This window comes from Rhizobium sp. ARZ01 (assembly GCF_014851675.1).
Lineage (GTDB): Bacteria > Pseudomonadota > Alphaproteobacteria > Rhizobiales > Rhizobiaceae > Mycoplana.
This window is the reverse complement of sequence record NZ_JACVAE010000001.1, coordinates 2,899,850-2,915,831: the sequence shown is the minus strand read 5'-3', so window position 1 is coordinate 2,915,831 and position 15,982 is coordinate 2,899,850. Positions and strand designations below refer to the sequence as shown.

The following is a 15,982-nucleotide window of genomic DNA, read 5'->3' as shown; positions in this document are numbered from 1 at the left end:
TGCGAAAAATCAACCAAGGAGGAGGACCACATGAAGATCAGAGTTCTGGCAACGGCTGTAGCGGCGCTTGCCGCCGGTACGGCTGCCAATGCAGGCACACTTGACGTCGTCAAGCAGCGGGGCGAACTCCGTTGCGGCGTCAGCCAGGGCGTGCTCGGCTTTTCCGTGCCGGACAAGAACGGCGCCTGGAGCGGCTTCGACGTTGATTTCTGCCGCGCCGTTGCGGCCGCGACGCTCGGCAATCCGGACAAGGTGGCCTATGTGCCGCTTTCCACGAAGGACCGTTTCACGGCGCTGCAATCCGGCGAGGTCGACCTGCTCTCGCGTCAGACGACCTGGACCCTCTCGCGCGATTCCGATCTCGGCATGAGCTTCGTTGGCGTCAACTATTATGACGGACAGGCTTTCATGGTCAGCAAAGAGATCGGTGTGAAGAGCGTCAAGGAAATCTCCGGCGCCTCGGTGTGCACGGAAACCGGCACCACGACCGAACAGAACATGGCCGACTATTTCAGCGCCAACAAGATCGAATACGAGGTCATCGCCTTCGAAAAGCCCGACCAAACGATCCAAGCCTTCAACACCGGCCGCTGCGATGTCTATTCCACCGATGCCTCGGCGCTCTATGCCCAGCGCCTCACCCTCAACGACCCTGACCGTTTCGTCGTGTTGCCTGAGGTGATCTCCAAGGAGCCGCTTGGCCCGGCCGTCCGCCAGGGCGACGACCAATGGTTCAAGATCGTGCGTTGGACGCTCTTCGCGCTGATCGAGGCCGAGGAAATGGGCATCACGAAGGAGAACGCTGCATCACTGCTTGAGGACGGCACTGTCATCCAGAAGCGTTTCCTCGGCATCGAAAACGAAGCCGGTAAGTCGCTCGGTCTCGATCCCAAATGGGCCTATCAGGCAGTATCCGTAGCAGGCAACTACGGAGAGATTTTCGAGCGCCATCTCGGCAAGGATAGTCCGCTGAAAATCGACCGCGGCCTCAACCGGCTTTGGAGCGACGGCGGACTGATGTACGCACCGCCGGCTCGCTGATATCGGCAGGCACATAGAAGGAAGAGCGCCGCCCATTCACCGGCACGGTCTGGGCGGCGTTCTGAAACATCCCAACCTGGCTTTATGGCATGCCGGGTGTTGACCAGATCGGCATCGATGGCAGCCTGGTCAGACCTGAATTGCGACCTGTATTCGTGGATGGCGTGGGCGGTAAATAGCTGCAATTTCAGCATCTTCTCGGAAGATTTACACGACCCTGACGCTGGACGACAGGGGGCTTGTCTGAATGTCGTTGGACTTCTGACAATGGCGATTACGCCCGGCGTATATCTCGTCAAGCTGATAAGATGCGCAGATCATCTCAATGCCGTGGAAACATCCTTCCCGGGCTGGACCCGCTTCAACCTTTCTGACTAGTGTCCGCGAATGACCGCCGGAAAGGTGGTGTCGACGACCAATGGTTCTTGCTGGGAGAAATACATGAAACTCTTTTCGTTCAAGGCGATGGCTGGCGCGGCGCTTGCCGTGGGCATGATGTTCCAGGGGGCCGCCGCCCAGGACATCCAGTTCTTCCGCATTGGCACTGGCGGCACCGCCGGCACCTATTACCCGATCGGAGGCCTGATTGCGAACGCCATCTCGAACCCGCCCGGCTCGCGTGCCTGCGACCAGGGCGGCTCCTGCGGCGTGCCTGGCCTGATCGCCACCGCCGTTGCCTCGAACGGCTCGGTCGGCAACGTCAACTCGGTCAAGGGCGGCACGCTTGAGGCCGGCTTCAGCCAATCCGACGTGGCCTATTGGGCGCAGACCGGCACTGGCCTGTGGGACGGCCAGCCAGCAGTCGAGAATCTGCGGCTGATCGCCAATCTCTATCCCGAGAGCATCCATCTGGTCGCGCGCAAGGATGCGGGCATCGCTTCGGTCGCCGATCTGAAGGGCAAGAAGGTCTCGCTCGACGAACCGGGCTCTGGCACGCTGGTCGACGCCAAGATCATCCTCGAAGCCTTCGGTCTGTCGGAAGCCGATATCACGCCCGAATATCTCAAGCCCGATCAGGCCGCCGACCGCATGCGCGACGGCGCGATGGATGCCTTCTTCTTTGTCGGCGGCTATCCGGCGGGTGCAATTGCGGAGTTGGCCAGCCAGCATGAGGTCGTGCTGGTGCCGATCACCGGTCCCGAGGTGGACAAGCTGCGTGAGACGTTCAGCTTCTTTGCGACCGACAACGTCCCTGCCGGAACCTACAACGGGCAGGATGCCGACGTCGCGACGATCTCGGTAGGGGCGCAACTGGTGGCCTCGGCCGATCTGTCGGAGGATCTGGTCCATGGCATCACCCAGGCGCTGTTCAACGAAACCACGCAGAAGCTCTTCGCTGCCGGTCATGCCAAGGGCAAGCACATCACGCTGGACAATGCTGTCAAGGGCGCGGGCATCCCGTTCCACCCCGGCGCGGAGAAGTTCTACCGCGAGGCCGGCAAACTGAAGTAAGGGCCTGAGGCTCTTTGGGGACGCGGCATGTCCGCGTCCCACCTATAAACATGCTTCAGGGGGAATTGCATGACCGATCAGACCCGCCAACTGTCAGAGCAGGAACTGAGGGTTCTCGAGGAAGAATTTGATCCCGAGTCTCGGTTTCGTACGGTGCTTCGGCCCGTGGCGATACTGGCGGGGGTTATCATGTTCCTGCTGTCGTCCTATCATTTCTATACCGCCGGATTCGGCATCCCGCGCGCCACCGTCCATCGCGGTTTGCATATGGGCGTCACGCTGTTTTTGGTCTTCCTCAGCTTCGCGGCCTTCAATCGGGGCCGGACCAGAACCACGGGTTTTGTGATCCTCGGCTTGCCGGTCATCGACTGGCTCTTCGCAATAAGCGGGGCGATCAGCGCCTTATATGTGCCCTGGATCTACGATCAGTTGCAGTTCCGTATCGGCAATCCCAACCAGTTGGATATCGTCATGGGGACGGTGCTGCTGGTGACACTGCTGGAGGCGGTTCGCCGGTCCATGGGGTGGCCGCTGCCCGTCATCGCGATCCTGTTCATCTGCTACGCGTGGTTCGGGCGGGCGATGCCGGGGATATTCGTGCATCCCGGCGCTGACTGGTCGGGGATCATCAACCATCTTTACCTGTCCTCGCAGGGTATCTACGGCACTGCGCTGGGCGTGATCGCAACTTACGTATTCCATTTCGTGCTGTTTGGCGTGATGGCGCAGAAAATCGGGCTGGGGCAGCTGTTCATCGACCTGGCCACGGCGGTGACCGGCCGTTTCGCCGGCGGACCTGCCAAGGTCTCGGTGATTTCCTCGGCGCTGCTGGGCACGATCTCCGGCTCGTCCATCGCCAACACGGTGACGACGGGCGCGCTGACCATCCCGGCGATGATCAAGATCGGCTTCAAGCGCCACTTCGCCGCTGCCGTCGAGGCCGCTTCATCCACCGGCGGCCAGATTACTCCGCCGGTGATGGGTGCCGTAGCCTTCCTGATGGTCGAGTATCTGGGCGTGCCCCTGCGCACCATTCTGATCGCTGCCATCGTGCCTGCCTTCATGCATTTCTTCGGCGTGCTGGTGCAGGTGCATCTGGAGGCTAAGCGCCTCGGCATTCGTGGCTTGCGGCAGGAAGAGTTGCCGAAAGCCTGGAAAGTGTTGCGCGAGGGCTGGCTGTCGGTGTTCCCGCTGCTGCTGCTGGTCTGGATGCTGATGTCCGGCCGCACGGCCTTCCTCTCGGCCTTCTGGGCGATCACCGCCTGCATGGCGGTCTATGCGATCCAGACGGTGAGGGCCTCTGGCCCGGTCGGCGGCGCGAAGGAATGGGCGGCCGGCATCTTCGAAGGCTTCGTCTCGGGCGCCAAGAGTTCCCTTTCAGTCACTGCCGCGGCGGCGCTGGTGGGGGTGGTGATCGGCGTGGTGACGTTGACCGGCATTGGCTTCAAGATCGCCTTCATGGTCACCAGCATCGCGCAGGGCTGGGCAGGCTCGGTGCATGAGACCCTGTCCTTCCTGCCCTTCGAGTTGTTCAGCCTGCAGACGCTGGCGCTGCTGTTCACGCTGATCATGACCGCCGTGGTCTGCATCCTGATGGGCTGCGGCATCCCAACCACGGCGAATTACATCATCATGGTGGCGGTAGCCGCGCCGGTGCTGGGCATGATGAATGTCGAGCCGCTGGTGGCGCATTTCTTCGTGTTCTACTACGGCGTGCTGGCGGATGTGACGCCACCGGTGGCGATGGCGGCCTATGCGGCCTCGGGGATCGCCGGAGCGAATGCGTTCAAGGCGGGCAACACCGCTTTCCGGCTGTCAATGGGCAAGGCGCTGGTGCCGTTCATGTTCGTGTTTTCCCCCTCGCTGTTGCTGGTCACGCACGGCTTTACCTGGGGCGCGTTCCTGCTGACGTTCAGCGGGGCGGTGCTTGGGATCATCGCGCTGTCAGCGGCCATCACCAACTGGCTTATCGGCCCGCTGTCGTGGATCGAGCGCCTGCTGCTTACGATCGCGGCGCTGCTGATGATCGCGCCGGAGCTTGTTTCTACGCTGATCGGCGTGGCAATGCTGGCGCTGATCGCCCTGCGGCAGACGCTCGCAGGCCGCGCACCCGCGTCGAGCACAGCCTGAACGACTTGCCTCCGCCGCTCCATCGGCGGAGGCCGCTTTTGTCCCCGCCTGCCGCAGGTGTTCCGCGCCGCTCTACTTCAGCGGATCTTGGAAGTATGAGACAACGGGTGCCAAATTGACTGCGGAAGAGACTTGATGATTGGCTTGGGCGCATATTTCGGCCTGTTTTTTGCAGCCGTTGGCGCTGCGACCGTGCTGCCGCTCCAGTCGGAGCCCCTTCTTGTCGGCCTGCTGGTGTCCGGAGAGTTTTCCACTTTCACCCTCGTGCTGGTCGCGAGCCTTGGCAACATTCTCGGCGCGGTTTGCAACTGGTTTCTCGGGCGTTTCATTGATCGCTTTCGCGGTCGCGCCTGGTTTCCCGTCAGCCAGCCTTCGCTCGAAAGGGCTGGCGGATGGTATCGCCGATACGGGCGTTGGTCACTCCTTCTGTCATGGATGCCACTGTTCGGCGACGCGCTGACCGTGCTCGCGGGTGCGCTACGTGAGCCGCTGTGGTCATTCCTGTTGCTGGTGAGCGTTGCCAAGACGGGACGCTATGTTGTTCTCGCCGCCGCAACAATGGGGGCACAATCGGCGATCGGATACTAGCGCGGCTTGTCGGACATAAGCCGCCCATCTGCATGGCTCAAGCTACGCTGCTCGTTGCCTTCATTATTGAACGTTCGGTGCTTGCGGCTGTCGGTCGCAACGATCGCAACCGGCTTCCCTCTGATGTCGCCGCGTGTCATTCTGCGACTATGTTCGCAGTTGCGCTCCGACGATTCCTGTTGTTGCTGGCTCTGCTCGGGATCGTGCTCGGCCCGGCGAACGTCAGTGCTGCTGTACGAGCAGTGACGCTTCCGGCGGACATGCAGCAGAATGCCATGCCGGGGATGACCGGGCACGATGATATGTCCTGCTGCCCGGACGAGCAGCCGGGACAAAAGGGCGACTGCGGCAGTTCCTGCCCCCTGGCGCTTGTCTGCTTCTCGGTCAAGCTGGCCTGCCAAAGTGACGTGCCCTGGTCTGTCCGGCGAACGGCGCGCCCCGTCCTGCATGGCCTGCTGAAGGATATCCAACGTCCGTCGGCTCTCGTCGAACCGCCTACTCATCCGCCCAAGGCCTGATCTGTTTCTAACCGTTTGTCGGCTGCGCTCCCGTGCCGCCGTGTCGAGCATCGCCGTGTCTACGACACTGGGTCTTGACCTACGGAAGTGGGTACCAGCCAAATGATATGCCTCCAGATACGAATGGAGAAATGAAGATGAAAAGAAGACAGTTCTTGTGCTCGGCCGTCGCAGTCGGTTCGCTCTTGCTGGTGGGGTCGGCTCGAGCCGCCCGCGAAAGCATGGTGGTCTACAAGGACCCGAACTGCGGATGTTGCGAGGCCTGGGCGGAGGCGATGAAGGCGGCCGGGTACTCAGTGACGATCGAGAACGTCGATGATCTCGACGCGATCAAACAGCGGTACGCAATTCCGGCGCAACTGCACGGCTGCCATACGGCTATCGTCGCGGGGTACTACCTCGAGGGCCACGTTCCTCTCGAGTCCGTCACAAGGCTGCTTGCCGAACGGCCTGCCATCGTCGGGCTTGCTGTGCCCGGAATGCCGGCAGGGTCGTTGGGCATGGGCGACGATCCCCGCGCCACCTATGATGTCCTGGCCGTGGCGAAGGACGGATCGAGCACGGTCTATCAGGAAGTCAGGCCGAAAGGTTGACGTCACTAAGGGCGCAGCCTGCGTTAGCGAGGCACCGCCGCGGAGTAGTGCCTCGCTCTGAATTGCGCAATAAAAACGTTTTTATTCCCTATTGAAAACGTTTTTATTGCCTGTTAGCGTTTTATGGCGGGGATAGAGAGAGGAGCGGCGGCTGCCAGCACTGTCGTCCCGGCTGGAGGCGATCGGGCGGGCTGAGGATGACCTGTTTGCGATCGGGCCATGTGCTAACGGAGGAGGAAAGAATGAAAAGACTGGTTGCCACTTTTGCCCTTGCCCTGTTTGCGGCGAGCGCTGCGCATACGGCCGATCTCGGGGGCAAGCTGCTCAAGATCGGTTCCGATACGACTTCGCCGCCGATGGAAAGCGTCGATCCGGCAACGGGCCAGATCGTCGGCTTCGACGTCGACGTCGTCAATGCGATCTGCGCCAAGATCAACTGCCAGGCCGAGTTCGTGACAACGGGCTGGGACGGCATCTTTGCAGCACTCGATCAGGGCAGCTTCGATCTGGTCGCATCCGGTGTCTCGATCACCGATGAGCGCAAGAAGGCGATGGACTTCTCCGATCCGTACATCGTCAACAGCCAGGCCGTGCTGACGCGCGCCGAGGATCAAAGCCTGACGCTCGATGAGTTCAAGGCGCAAGGCCGCAAGCTTTCCGCTCAGGCCAACACCACGGATGCGCAAGTCGCCGAAGGTGTGGTCGGCAAGGAAAACGTTGTCGCCTATGACAGCTTCAGCGCCGCGATCATCGCGCTGAAGAACAAGGACGTCGATGGCGTCGTGATCAACGGTGCCAATGCCGCCGCCTATGAGCGGGAATTCGCAGGCGAGCTTGTGACCGCCATCAGGGACCTGGAATCCGACCCGCTTGGCCTCGTCTTCCGCAAGGGCGACGAAAACGTTGCCGCTTTCAACGAGGGGCTGAAGGCGATCAAGGACGACGGTACCCTCGATCAGCTGATCAACAAGTACTGGGGCCTCAAGTAAGCTCAGCCGTCTGGAGCCGGCACACGGCCGGGCTCCAGACCCAACGTTCCTGATCGTGCCCGGAGACCGGAATGTCCTTCGTTCGAAGCATCAGGCCCAGCAATCTGGTGATCCTGGCCGCGCTGCCCTTCATCGTCTATCTGTTCGCCTCTTCCGCAGACTACCAGAGGTCCCTCCGCGCCATTCTCGGGGTCGAGCCCGGATCGTCGGCGTTCGTGCCGGGGTTCCTGCTGCTGGCGATCGCGTTTTCGTCCGGTTTTGCCGCCCCCATCCTGTTGCGGGCGAAGGCGATGCGACCACGGCTTGCGGCGGCAGCAGCGCTGATCGGCCTGATCGCGACCGTGCTCATCATCACGGGCGATGCGGTCCATGCGTTCATGTCCTCGGTCGTTGCCAACGGCGTCGATCCGTTCAAGTCCAACCTGGTGGTCAAGGGGGTGACGCCGCGCCAGTTGACGGAAGCCGCCGAGACGATGGTCCGTGGCGTCGAGGCCTGGTTGTGGCCGGTCTACGCGGTGTTCCTTGTTCTGGGGCTGGGCCTTCTTTTTGTCGGTTCGCGGTCATCGGCTACACCTGAAAATGCAGTGCGGAAAGCCGGTGCATGGACGCTGGGCCTGGTCAATGGGGCCGGGCTCGTCTTCATCTTTCTCTTTGCCCACATCGCTTTCGCATCGGGCCTCGCCACGACCATTCGCGCCGCGATAGCAGCCTATATACTTGCGGCCATCCTCGGGCTCGTTTGGGTCGGACTGTTAAAACTGCGCTATACGCGGCGGGGGCTGCTGTCCTTTGCGGCGATGACGGCGATCCTTGCCGGCCTCTCGGCATGGTTCCTGCTGCAGCCGCGTGACGCCTATGTGCTGGCCGGCACGCTCAACGGCAAGATCGGCATCGTCACCGGCACGCCGTCGGGGCTGATCGGTGCCGTTCGTTTCGGCCAGTACGAAGGCGCCCCGCAGACCGAAACGCCAGTGCGCACCTTCGTCGGTCCCGCGGAAGCGATTGCCGCCGTGGCGAAGAAAGAGGACGTCAGTGGCGCGCTGCTGCCCGCCGCGACGGTTCCGGCGGAATGGCCGGTGCTGTGGCGTGTCGAGGCGCTCAACAACGGCGATCGCGCCGCTGGCATCACCCTTGTGGTTCTCGCCATCATCACCGGCCTTTTGACATTCGGCGGCTTCCTTCACCGGCGTCATCCGCTCTCGGTCGGATCGGAATTCATCGTCGACACGATCCGCGGCATCCCGATGCTGGTCATCGTGCTCTATGTCGGCCTGCCCCTCAGCGGCGCACTGAAGGACGCAACCCAAGGCATCTTCGATCCGCCGAACCTGATGCGCGGCATCGTCGCCATGGCGTTGGCCTATTCCGCCTATCTCGCCGAGATCTTTCGGTCGGGCATAAATGCGATCCCGGTCGGCCAGATCGAGGCTGCGGCCAGCATCGGGCTGAACCGCTGGCAGACGGCCCGCCTCATCATCCTGCCGCAGGCCTTCCGCATCGTCATCCCGCCGCTTGGCAACGAGCTGATTGCGATATTGAAGGACACATCGCTGCTGTCGATCCTTTCCATTCGCGATATCACGCAGCGAATGCGCGAGTTCCAGTCGGCGAGCTTCCTGCCGTTTGCGCCGTACAATTCGGCGGCGATCCTCTACATCCTGCTGACGCTGGCAGCGGCAAGCCTCATCAGCCTCATCGAGAAGAAATATGACATCAAGCACCGCTGAACCAAGACGTGGCGGTACGTCCGGCCGCCGGACAGTCCTTGTCACCGGCGCCTCAAGGGGGCTCGGTCGCGCGCTCGTCGATGTTTATGCACGAGAAGGCTGGAGCGTGATCGCCTGCGTTCGATCGGCGCCACCAGCGCCGACTGACTCCATCGTCTACGAGCAGCTCGACGTATCCGATCCGGCGTCGATTGCCGCGCTGGGGCGGAAGTTGGATGGCCTTGCGATCGACGTGCTGATCAACAACGCGGCAATTCGCGGCGATACCGGCGGACTGCCGTCGTTGGACACCGAGGATTTCCTTGCGGTGATGCGGGTAAACGCGCTTGCGCCGCTGCTGATTGCCCGCGAACTGCGCGCCAATCTGGCCGCTAGTGGACGCGGCATCATCGCCAATGTCAGCAGCCGCGCCGGCTCGCTCGCCGAAGGCACGATCGATGACGAGGACGGCGACTATGCCTATCGCTGCTCGAAGGCGGCATTGAACATGGCGACGGTGAAGCTTGCGCAGGATCTGCGCGCGGACGGAATTGCGGTCATATCGCTGCATCCGGGCTGGGTGCAGACCGACATGGGTGGCGAAGGGGCGTGCGTCGATGCTACGGACAGCGCAGCTGGCCTGATAGCGATCATCGATCGGACGGACATGGCCGCTAGCGGAACGTTTCGCGCTTATGACGGGCGCCACGTAAGCTGGTAATGGAGTCGGTACTGAAATGACGGACGCAAGAAGTGAAGCCGGCCATGAATTCGAGGCGATCGGCGCGCTCCTGCGCGACAGCTATGCCATGGCGGGCGAGGTGTCGGCCCTTCCAGGCGAACACGACCTCAACTATCGTATCCGCAGGACCGACGGCGCTACGTTTCTGCTCAAGCTTCATGCGCCGGGCGCACCGCTCGATCTGGCAATGCAAATGGCCGTCCTCGACCACCTAGCGAATGTCGCGCCGGATCTGCCGATCTCGCGTGCGCTGCCGGGTGTGAACGGTGCCGCGATCACGACGGCGCGCGTGCGCGGGGAGCGCATTGCGCGCCTGTTGACCTGGCTGCCCGGTGAGGTCTGGTCGCGCTCGGCTGCGCGCGTTGATGAGAGCGTGGCAACGCTCGGTCGCTTGCTCGGTGAGCTGGACAGGAGCCTTGAGAGCTTCAGTCATGCCGGTGCGGTCCGCCACTACGCCTGGGATATCGGACGTGCCGGCATGCATCTGGAAAATGTCGATCTCATCGAGGACGATGACAAGCGCCAGGCCGTCCGCTCCATACTCGCGCATTTCGTCGAGAGCGTGCTGCCGCGCCTCGAAACCTGCCCCCGACAGGTCATCCACAATGACGCCAACGACTACAACGTGCTGCTCGATGCCGCGGGGCGTGTTAGCGGTCTGCTCGATTTCGGCGACATGGTCGAGACATGGCGGGTGATCGAGATCGCCGTCGCCGGCGCTTATGCGCTGATCGGGACTGCGGATCCGGTCGACACGCTTTGCCGCCTCGCGGCCGCCTACCACGCGGTGAACCCGATCAACGAGGCCGAGGCAGAGGTCATCTTCGACCTCGTCCGCACGCGCTACGCGGTCAGCATGTGCATGGCCGCCAAGCAGATCCGCGACAATCCGGAAAACACCTACCTCCTGGTCAGCCAGGAAGATGTGTGGCGCGAACTGCTGCGATTGCAGCGGGAAAACCGGTCGATTGCCGTCGCCCGGATTCGTGACGCCTGTGGCTTTTCCCCCATCCCGCACGCCGCTCGCGTCGAACGCTGGCTGGAACGACACGCACACACATTTTCCCCGATCATCCGGCCAGAGGTGGCAAAGCCGAAGGTGCTTGCGCTGGACCTCACCGAGAACGGACCGGACGCGCGGGGGTGGGCCAAGCTCGACGCTGTCGCGGCCGAGAACTTGATTGACAAGCGCGTTCGCGAAGAGGGGGCCGCCTTCGCCATCGGCCTCTACGGCGAAGACCGCGTCATCTACAAGGGCGATGCCTTTGAAACCGCGTCGGCCGGTGCGCGGCGCACCGTGCACCTCGGCGTCGACATCTTCGCCCCGGCGCTGGAGCCCGTGCATGCGCCGTTTGATGGAAAGGTCGCGTTCATCCACGACGACGCGGTCGATTTCGGCTTCGGTCCGACCGTCCTTCTCGAGCACCGGACGGACGAGGGCGACGTCTTCTGGACGCTCTACGGCCACCTTTCCCGGGACAGCGTTGCAATACTCTCCATCGGGCAGCCGATTGCCAAGGGCGAGGCGTTCTGCGCCTTTGGAGCAGCCTCGGAGAATGGCAACTGGGCGCCGCACCTGCATTTCCAGATCGTCACGGATCATCTCGGGCTCTGCGGACGCATGCATGGCGTCGGCGTGCGCAGTCACTGGCAGGTCTGGCGCGAGGTCAGCCCTGATCCGAGCGTCATCTTCGGCTTTTCCGTGCCCGCCTCTGTCATCGTCGCGCGCGACAAGGACTTTCTTGTCCGCGAACGCCATCGGCGGATCGGCCGCTCGCTGAGCATCGCCTATTCTGCCTCACCGTTGAAGATCGTCAGCGGCGAGGGGGCGCACCTGATCGATGAAGAGGGCACGCGCTGGCTCGACATGGTCAACAACGTCTGCCACGTCGGCCATTGTCACCCGCGTGTCGTCAAGGCGGCGCAGGCCCAGATGGGCAGGCTCAACACCAATTCGCGCTACCTGCACGACTCGCTGGTCGAGTACTCCAGGCGGCTGGCCGCTCTCTTCCCCGATCCGCTCAATGTCTGCTTCTTCGTCAACTCCGGCAGCGAGGCCAACGACCTGGCGCTTCGCCTGGCGCGCGCCTACACCGGCAACCGCGATATCATCACGGTCGACCACGCTTATCACGGACACCTGTCGAGCCTGATCGAAGTCAGCCCCTACAAGTTCGCCGGCAAGGGCGGCGAGGGCCGGCCTGCGCATGTGCGCATGGCCGAGATGCCCGATCTCTATCGCGGTCGTTTCCGTTACGGCGATGAAGATGCGGGGCGCAAATACGCCGAGGACGTGCTCAATCAAGTTCGGGAACTGGCAGCCGCCGGCCGCCGGCCGGCGCTGTTCTTCAGCGAGGGCATCCTCGGAACCGGCGGACAGCTGACGCTTCCTGCTGATTATCTGAAGGAAGCCTATGCGCATGTGCGCGCCGCCGGCGGGCTGTGCCTGGCAGACGAGGTGCAGGTCGGCTTCGGCCGTGTCGGCAGCCATATGTGGGCGCACGAAATGCAAGGGGTGGTGCCTGATATCGTCACCATGGGCAAGCCGATCGGCAACGGCCACCCGATGGCCGCGGTCGTCACCACCGAGGCGATCGCCGCCTCCTTTGCCAACGGCATGGAATACTTCAACACCTTCGGCGGCAACCCCGTCTCGGCCGAGATCGGCCTTGCGGTACTCGACGTGATCCGCGACGAGCGGCTGATGCACCATTGCCGCGTTGTCGGCGACCGGCTGATGGACGGCGCCCGGGAACTCGCCACCCGCCATGCGATCATCGGCGACGTTCGCGGCCACGGCCTCTTCAACGGAATCGAACTGGTACGGGACCGGCAAACACTGGAACCGGCGGCGCAGGAACTCGACCATGTGATTGCGGAGATGAAGCACAAGCATCGCATCTTGCTCAGCAGCGAGGGCCCCCATCACAATGTCCTCAAGGTCAAGCCGCCGGCACCGTTTAGCACTGAAGACTGCGACTACTTCCTGAATGCGCTGGGCGACACGCTCTCCAGCCTGAGTTACTAACGAGACGATGAGCCGAAACGCCATGCAAAGGCCGACGATCAAGACTATTGCGCAGGAAACCGGGCTGTCGATCGCCACCGTTTCCAAGGCGTTGAACCAGTCCCCGCAGGTGCGGCTGGAAACGCGCGCTGTCGTGATGGCTGCGGCGGAACGGATCGGCTATCAACTCAACGTGCACGGGGTCCAGTTGCGCACGGGCAAGACCTACCAGGTCGCCGCCATCATGACTGCGCCGGGGCCGAAGGAAAACGAATGGGAGGGCGTCGAGTACGCCCAACTGCTCAGCGGCATTTCCTGGGCTTTGGAAGACAGCCCTTATCGGGTGTCGCTCTATGCAGTCAGGAATTTCGAGGAGAGCCAGGCCGTTGTCGAGCAGATCGTGTCGCTGAAGAAGGCCGACGGCATCATCATTACCGGCACTCGCCCCGACGACCCGCGCATCCGCACGATGCAGGAAGCCGATTTTCCTTTCGTTACCTATGGCACGAGCATTCACAACGCGCCCCACGCCTATGTGGATACTGATAACGAGCAGGTTATCCGTGTGTCGATGGCTCGCCTTGTCGAGCGCGGCCATCGGCGCATTGCGCTGCTCAACCCGTCCGCGGAACTGACGTATGGGATCACCCGCCTCTATAGCTACAGGCGTGTACTGGAGACCGCGGGGCTGTCCTACGATCCGGCGCTCGTCGCCAATGGCAGCCTGACGCCGGCCTATGGGCGCGAAATCGTGCTCGAAATGTCGCGGTTCGCAGATCCGCCGACGGCCTATATCTGCGCCAACGAAGCCAGCGCCCTTGGCGCCCTTTCAGGCTTCCACGAGCGCGGTCTCGTGCATGGGCGCGATGCGGTCGTCAACGCCACGGACGACCTCAACGTCAGCCAGTACTTCGCGCCGCCGATCACCACTTTCTACCTGCCGATTACCGAGTCTAGCGCGCTGCTCGGCGCCTATATCCTGCGTCGGATGGAGGGCGAGGCGCCGGAGGCCCTGCAGACATTGCTCATGCCGAACCTCGTCGAGCGCTGCGACGATCGGCTCAACCCGGAACGCTGAACTGAAACCGCTCGCCACTGTTTTCGGCGAGAGAGGATATAAACGTTTATATCTGCGGCGAGAGCCCAGATGTGCCGGCTGGAACCGGCCAAGAGAATGATGAAGGACGAGATCTTGCACATGCCCCTGACCAAGCCGAACCACTTCAATGCCGACGAGCAGGCCGCCGACATGCTGGAGCTTGGCGTCTGCTACTACCCGGAGCAGTGGCCGCGGGCAAAGTGGGAGGAGGACGCGCGCCGGATGGTCGAACTGGGGCTCGCATGGGTGCGCATCGGCGAATTCGCCTGGGCCCATATCGAACCGCGCCCGGGCGAATTCCACTGGGAATGGATGGACGAGGCGATCGAGGTGCTAGGCCTTGCAGGCTTGAAAGTCATTTTGGGAACGCCGACGGCGGCGCCGCCGAAATGGCTGGTGGATCGCCACCCCGATATCCTGCCGGTCGATGCGAAGGGCGTGGTGCGGAAGTTCGGCGCACGTCGGCACTACTGCTTTTCGAGCCGCCGTTATCGTGTCGAGTCCGCCCGCATCGTCGAGGCGATGGCCGGGCGCTACGGCAACAATCCGTTCGTCCACGTCTGGCAGACGGACAACGAGTATGGCGATCACGACACGATCTACAGCTACTCTGACGAGGCGCAGCGCGCCTTCCGGGAATGGCTTGCAGCCCGCTACGGCACCGTCGAGGAACTCAATCGCGCCTGGGGCACGTCGTTCTGGGCGATGCACTACAATAGCTTCGGGGAAGTGGACCTGCCTTACAATCTCGTCGAGGAGCCGAGCCCGACCCATCTCGTCGATTTCATGCGCTTTTCCTCTGACCAGGTGGTGAGCTTCAATAAGGCCCAGGTCGACATCATCCGCCGGCATGCCCCGGGCCGCCCGGTGACGCACAACTTCATGAACCAAAACACTGACTTCGATCACTACAAGGTCGGCGACGACATCGATATCGCCTCGTGGGACGTCTATCCGATGGGTGGGTTGATCAATGGCCGTCTCAGCGCAGAGGACAAGGCCCGCTATCTTCGCGTCGGAGACCCGGACCAGACGGCCTTCCACCATGACCTCTACCGGGCCGTTGGCCGGGGTCGGGTCTGGGTGATGGAGCAGCAGCCGGGCCCGGTCAACTGGGCGACGCACAACCAATCGCCGGCGGACGGCATGGTGCGGCTATGGACCTGGCTCGCCTATGCGCACGGCGTCGACATGGTCTCCTACTTCCGTTGGCGGCAGGCGCCGTTCGCGCAGGAGCAGTTCCACGCCGGCTTGCTGCTGCCCAACAGCGCGGAGGATCAGGGCTATCTCGAAGTGGCGCAGGTCGCGGCGGAAATGAAGCGTCTGCCGAAGGGGGAGCTCAGGGGCAGGGCGCAAGTTGCCATCGTGCTCGACTATGAATCCCGCTTTGCGACGCGCGCGCTGCCGCAGGGGAGGGGCTATCTGGCGTCCGCGATCGCACTCGACTGGTATTGCGCGGTTTCGCGTCTCGGCGTGGACGTCGACTTTATCGGCCAGCATTCCGATCTCAACGGATACAAGCTGGTGCTTGCGCCCGATCTGGTCATTGCCGATCCTGCCTTCGTGACCCGGCTCGCAGCGTCGGGCGCCAAGGCCATGTTCGGCCCGAGGAGCGGCAGCAAGACGCGCGACATGCACATCCCCGAAGGCCTGCCTCCGGGGCCGCTGGCCGAACTTCTCGATCTGTGCGTGACGCGCGTCGAGTCGCTGCCCGATTTCCATCGCGAGACCGTTCTCTATGGCAATACCAGTCACCGGGCCGGCGCTTGGCGCGAGACCGTCCGGACAGGCGAAAAGGTGCTTGCGACCTTCGAGGGCGACTATCGCACCGGGTCGCCGGCGATGGTCGGCAACGACAAGGCGCGATATCTGGCGACGCTGGCGCAAGGCGATTTCTTGCTGAAACTCATCGGCGACACGCTGACCTGGGCCGGTGTCGAAACTTTGCCGGACCTCGGAGACTTGCGGATCGCCCGGCGTGGCAAGCTAAATTTCGCGTTCAACTACGGCAGCGCGACCGCGAGCGTGCCGGCGGCGTCGGACGCTACTTTTCTCGTCGGCGGAAGAGAGCTCGACCCTGTCGACGTGGCGATCTGGACGGAGTGACAGGACTGGCC

The 15,982-nt window shown here is 62.8% G+C and carries 12 protein-coding genes; all 12 read left to right on the top strand.

Annotation, left to right across the window (positions count from 1 at the left end; translation table 11 throughout):
* Positions 1-30 precede the first annotated feature (30 nt).
* The 12 genes from IB238_RS13755 to IB238_RS13700 all read left to right on the top strand — a co-directional run bounded on the left by IB238_RS13755 (position 31) and on the right by IB238_RS13700 (position 15,971).
* Complete coding sequence (locus IB238_RS13755) at positions 31-1,041, top strand: amino acid ABC transporter substrate-binding protein (RefSeq protein WP_192247094.1); 1,011 nt, start codon at positions 31-33, stop codon at positions 1,039-1,041.
* A 441-nt stretch (positions 1,042-1,482) separates the two neighbouring features.
* Positions 1,483-2,493, top strand: a complete 1,011-nt coding sequence (locus IB238_RS13750; protein ID WP_192247092.1) for a TAXI family TRAP transporter solute-binding subunit — start codon at positions 1,483-1,485, stop codon at positions 2,491-2,493.
* A gap of 69 nt (positions 2,494-2,562) precedes the next feature.
* Entirely contained in the window at positions 2,563-4,623 is a 2,061-nt protein-coding gene (locus IB238_RS13745; protein WP_192247090.1) for a TRAP transporter permease, read from the top strand.
* Between the two features lie 135 nt (positions 4,624-4,758).
* Entirely contained in the window at positions 4,759-5,211 is a 453-nt protein-coding gene (locus tag IB238_RS13740) for a YqaA family protein (RefSeq protein ID WP_192247088.1), read from the top strand.
* A gap of 182 nt (positions 5,212-5,393) precedes the next feature.
* Positions 5,394-5,729: a hypothetical protein gene (locus IB238_RS13735; protein WP_246723546.1), complete on the top strand. Its 336-nt coding sequence runs from the start codon at positions 5,394-5,396 to the stop codon at positions 5,727-5,729.
* Between the two features lie 137 nt (positions 5,730-5,866).
* Positions 5,867-6,322, top strand: a complete 456-nt coding sequence (locus IB238_RS13730) for a DUF411 domain-containing protein (RefSeq protein ID WP_192247086.1) — start codon at positions 5,867-5,869, stop codon at positions 6,320-6,322.
* 242 nt (positions 6,323-6,564) lie between these two features.
* On the top strand, positions 6,565-7,311 hold the full coding sequence (locus tag IB238_RS13725) for a transporter substrate-binding domain-containing protein (protein ID WP_192247084.1): 747 nt from the start codon (positions 6,565-6,567) through the stop codon (positions 7,309-7,311).
* Positions 7,312-7,382: 71 nt separating this feature from the next.
* Positions 7,383-9,038: an amino acid ABC transporter permease gene (locus IB238_RS13720; protein WP_192247083.1), complete on the top strand. Its 1,656-nt coding sequence runs from the start codon at positions 7,383-7,385 to the stop codon at positions 9,036-9,038.
* Entirely contained in the window at positions 9,019-9,738 is a 720-nt protein-coding gene (locus IB238_RS13715) for an SDR family oxidoreductase (RefSeq protein ID WP_192247081.1), read from the top strand. The genes IB238_RS13720 and IB238_RS13715 overlap by 20 nt, the downstream gene beginning before the upstream one ends.
* A gap of 16 nt (positions 9,739-9,754) precedes the next feature.
* Complete coding sequence (locus IB238_RS13710; RefSeq protein ID WP_192247078.1) at positions 9,755-12,787, top strand: aminotransferase class III-fold pyridoxal phosphate-dependent enzyme; 3,033 nt, start codon at positions 9,755-9,757, stop codon at positions 12,785-12,787.
* A 22-nt stretch (positions 12,788-12,809) separates the two neighbouring features.
* Positions 12,810-13,844 (top strand): LacI family DNA-binding transcriptional regulator, encoded by a 1,035-nt coding sequence (locus IB238_RS13705; protein WP_192247076.1) that lies wholly within the window; start codon positions 12,810-12,812, stop codon positions 13,842-13,844.
* A 114-nt stretch (positions 13,845-13,958) separates the two neighbouring features.
* Positions 13,959-15,971 carry a beta-galactosidase gene (locus tag IB238_RS13700; RefSeq protein ID WP_210333579.1) on the top strand — a complete coding sequence of 671 codons (2,013 nt, stop codon included), beginning with the start codon at positions 13,959-13,961 and terminating at the stop codon, positions 15,969-15,971.
* Positions 15,972-15,982 lie beyond the last annotated feature (11 nt).

Excerpts from the sequence above, each read along its gene's own strand:
- IB238_RS13755 (WP_192247094.1), top strand. The coding sequence starts at position 31 with ATGAAGATCAGAGTTCTGGCAACGGCTGTAGCGGCGCTTGCCGCCGGT.
- IB238_RS13750 (WP_192247092.1), top strand. The coding sequence starts at position 1,483 with ATGAAACTCTTTTCGTTCAAGGCGATGGCTGGCGCGGCGCTTGCCGTG.
- IB238_RS13745 (WP_192247090.1), top strand. The coding sequence starts at position 2,563 with ATGACCGATCAGACCCGCCAACTGTCAGAGCAGGAACTGAGGGTTCTC.
- IB238_RS13740 (WP_192247088.1), top strand. The coding sequence starts at position 4,759 with ATGATTGGCTTGGGCGCATATTTCGGCCTGTTTTTTGCAGCCGTTGGC.
- IB238_RS13730 (WP_192247086.1), top strand. The coding sequence starts at position 5,867 with ATGAAAAGAAGACAGTTCTTGTGCTCGGCCGTCGCAGTCGGTTCGCTC.
- IB238_RS13725 (WP_192247084.1), top strand. The coding sequence starts at position 6,565 with ATGAAAAGACTGGTTGCCACTTTTGCCCTTGCCCTGTTTGCGGCGAGC.
- IB238_RS13720 (WP_192247083.1), top strand. The coding sequence starts at position 7,383 with ATGTCCTTCGTTCGAAGCATCAGGCCCAGCAATCTGGTGATCCTGGCC.
- IB238_RS13715 (WP_192247081.1), top strand. The coding sequence starts at position 9,019 with ATGACATCAAGCACCGCTGAACCAAGACGTGGCGGTACGTCCGGCCGC.
- IB238_RS13710 (WP_192247078.1), top strand. The coding sequence starts at position 9,755 with ATGACGGACGCAAGAAGTGAAGCCGGCCATGAATTCGAGGCGATCGGC.
- IB238_RS13705 (WP_192247076.1), top strand. The coding sequence starts at position 12,810 with ATGCAAAGGCCGACGATCAAGACTATTGCGCAGGAAACCGGGCTGTCG.